The following is a 438-nucleotide window of genomic DNA, read 5'->3' on the forward strand; positions in this document are numbered from 1 at the left end:
TTCCACGGCACGACCCCGAGACGGACATGCGGCAACGTCGAGACCTGGGCTAACCGGTCGAGCTGCGCCGGCATCAACGACGGCGACCCCGGCCAGGTACGCACCGCACCCTCGGTCAGCACGAACGCGAACCGCCGACCCTGCTCAAACAACACCGCCTGCGCATCAACCCGTACCGCCGCCGCCTTGGCCGCATCGTCCTCATCCACATCCCGGCCGAGCGCCACCGCCAGCCGCGCATACTCCGCCGTCTGCAACAACGCCGGAATCATCGCCGAGGAGAAGACCGCCACCCACTTCGATGAACGCACCCGCGCAGCGTTCGCCGCCTCCCTGCTGGCAAGCCCGCCCTTCAACCGGGCCACCTCATCCCGCAACCGCACCAGCAGCGCGTCCAACTCAGCGCGAGCCTCGTCATCGAGGCGGAGAGCCGCAGCC

At 69.2% G+C, this 438-nt stretch carries 1 protein-coding gene; it reads right to left on the reverse strand.

What is annotated here, in order from left to right:
* Nucleotides 1-398, reverse strand: a 398-nt coding sequence (locus HCK04_RS40595; RefSeq protein WP_221890044.1) for a Scr1 family TA system antitoxin-like transcriptional regulator, incomplete at its 3' end; no start/stop codon positions are given.
* Between the last annotated feature and the right edge of the window lie 40 nt (nucleotides 399-438).

This window comes from Microbispora sp. CL1-1 (assembly GCF_012034195.1).
GTDB lineage: Bacteria > Actinomycetota > Actinomycetes > Streptosporangiales > Streptosporangiaceae > Microbispora.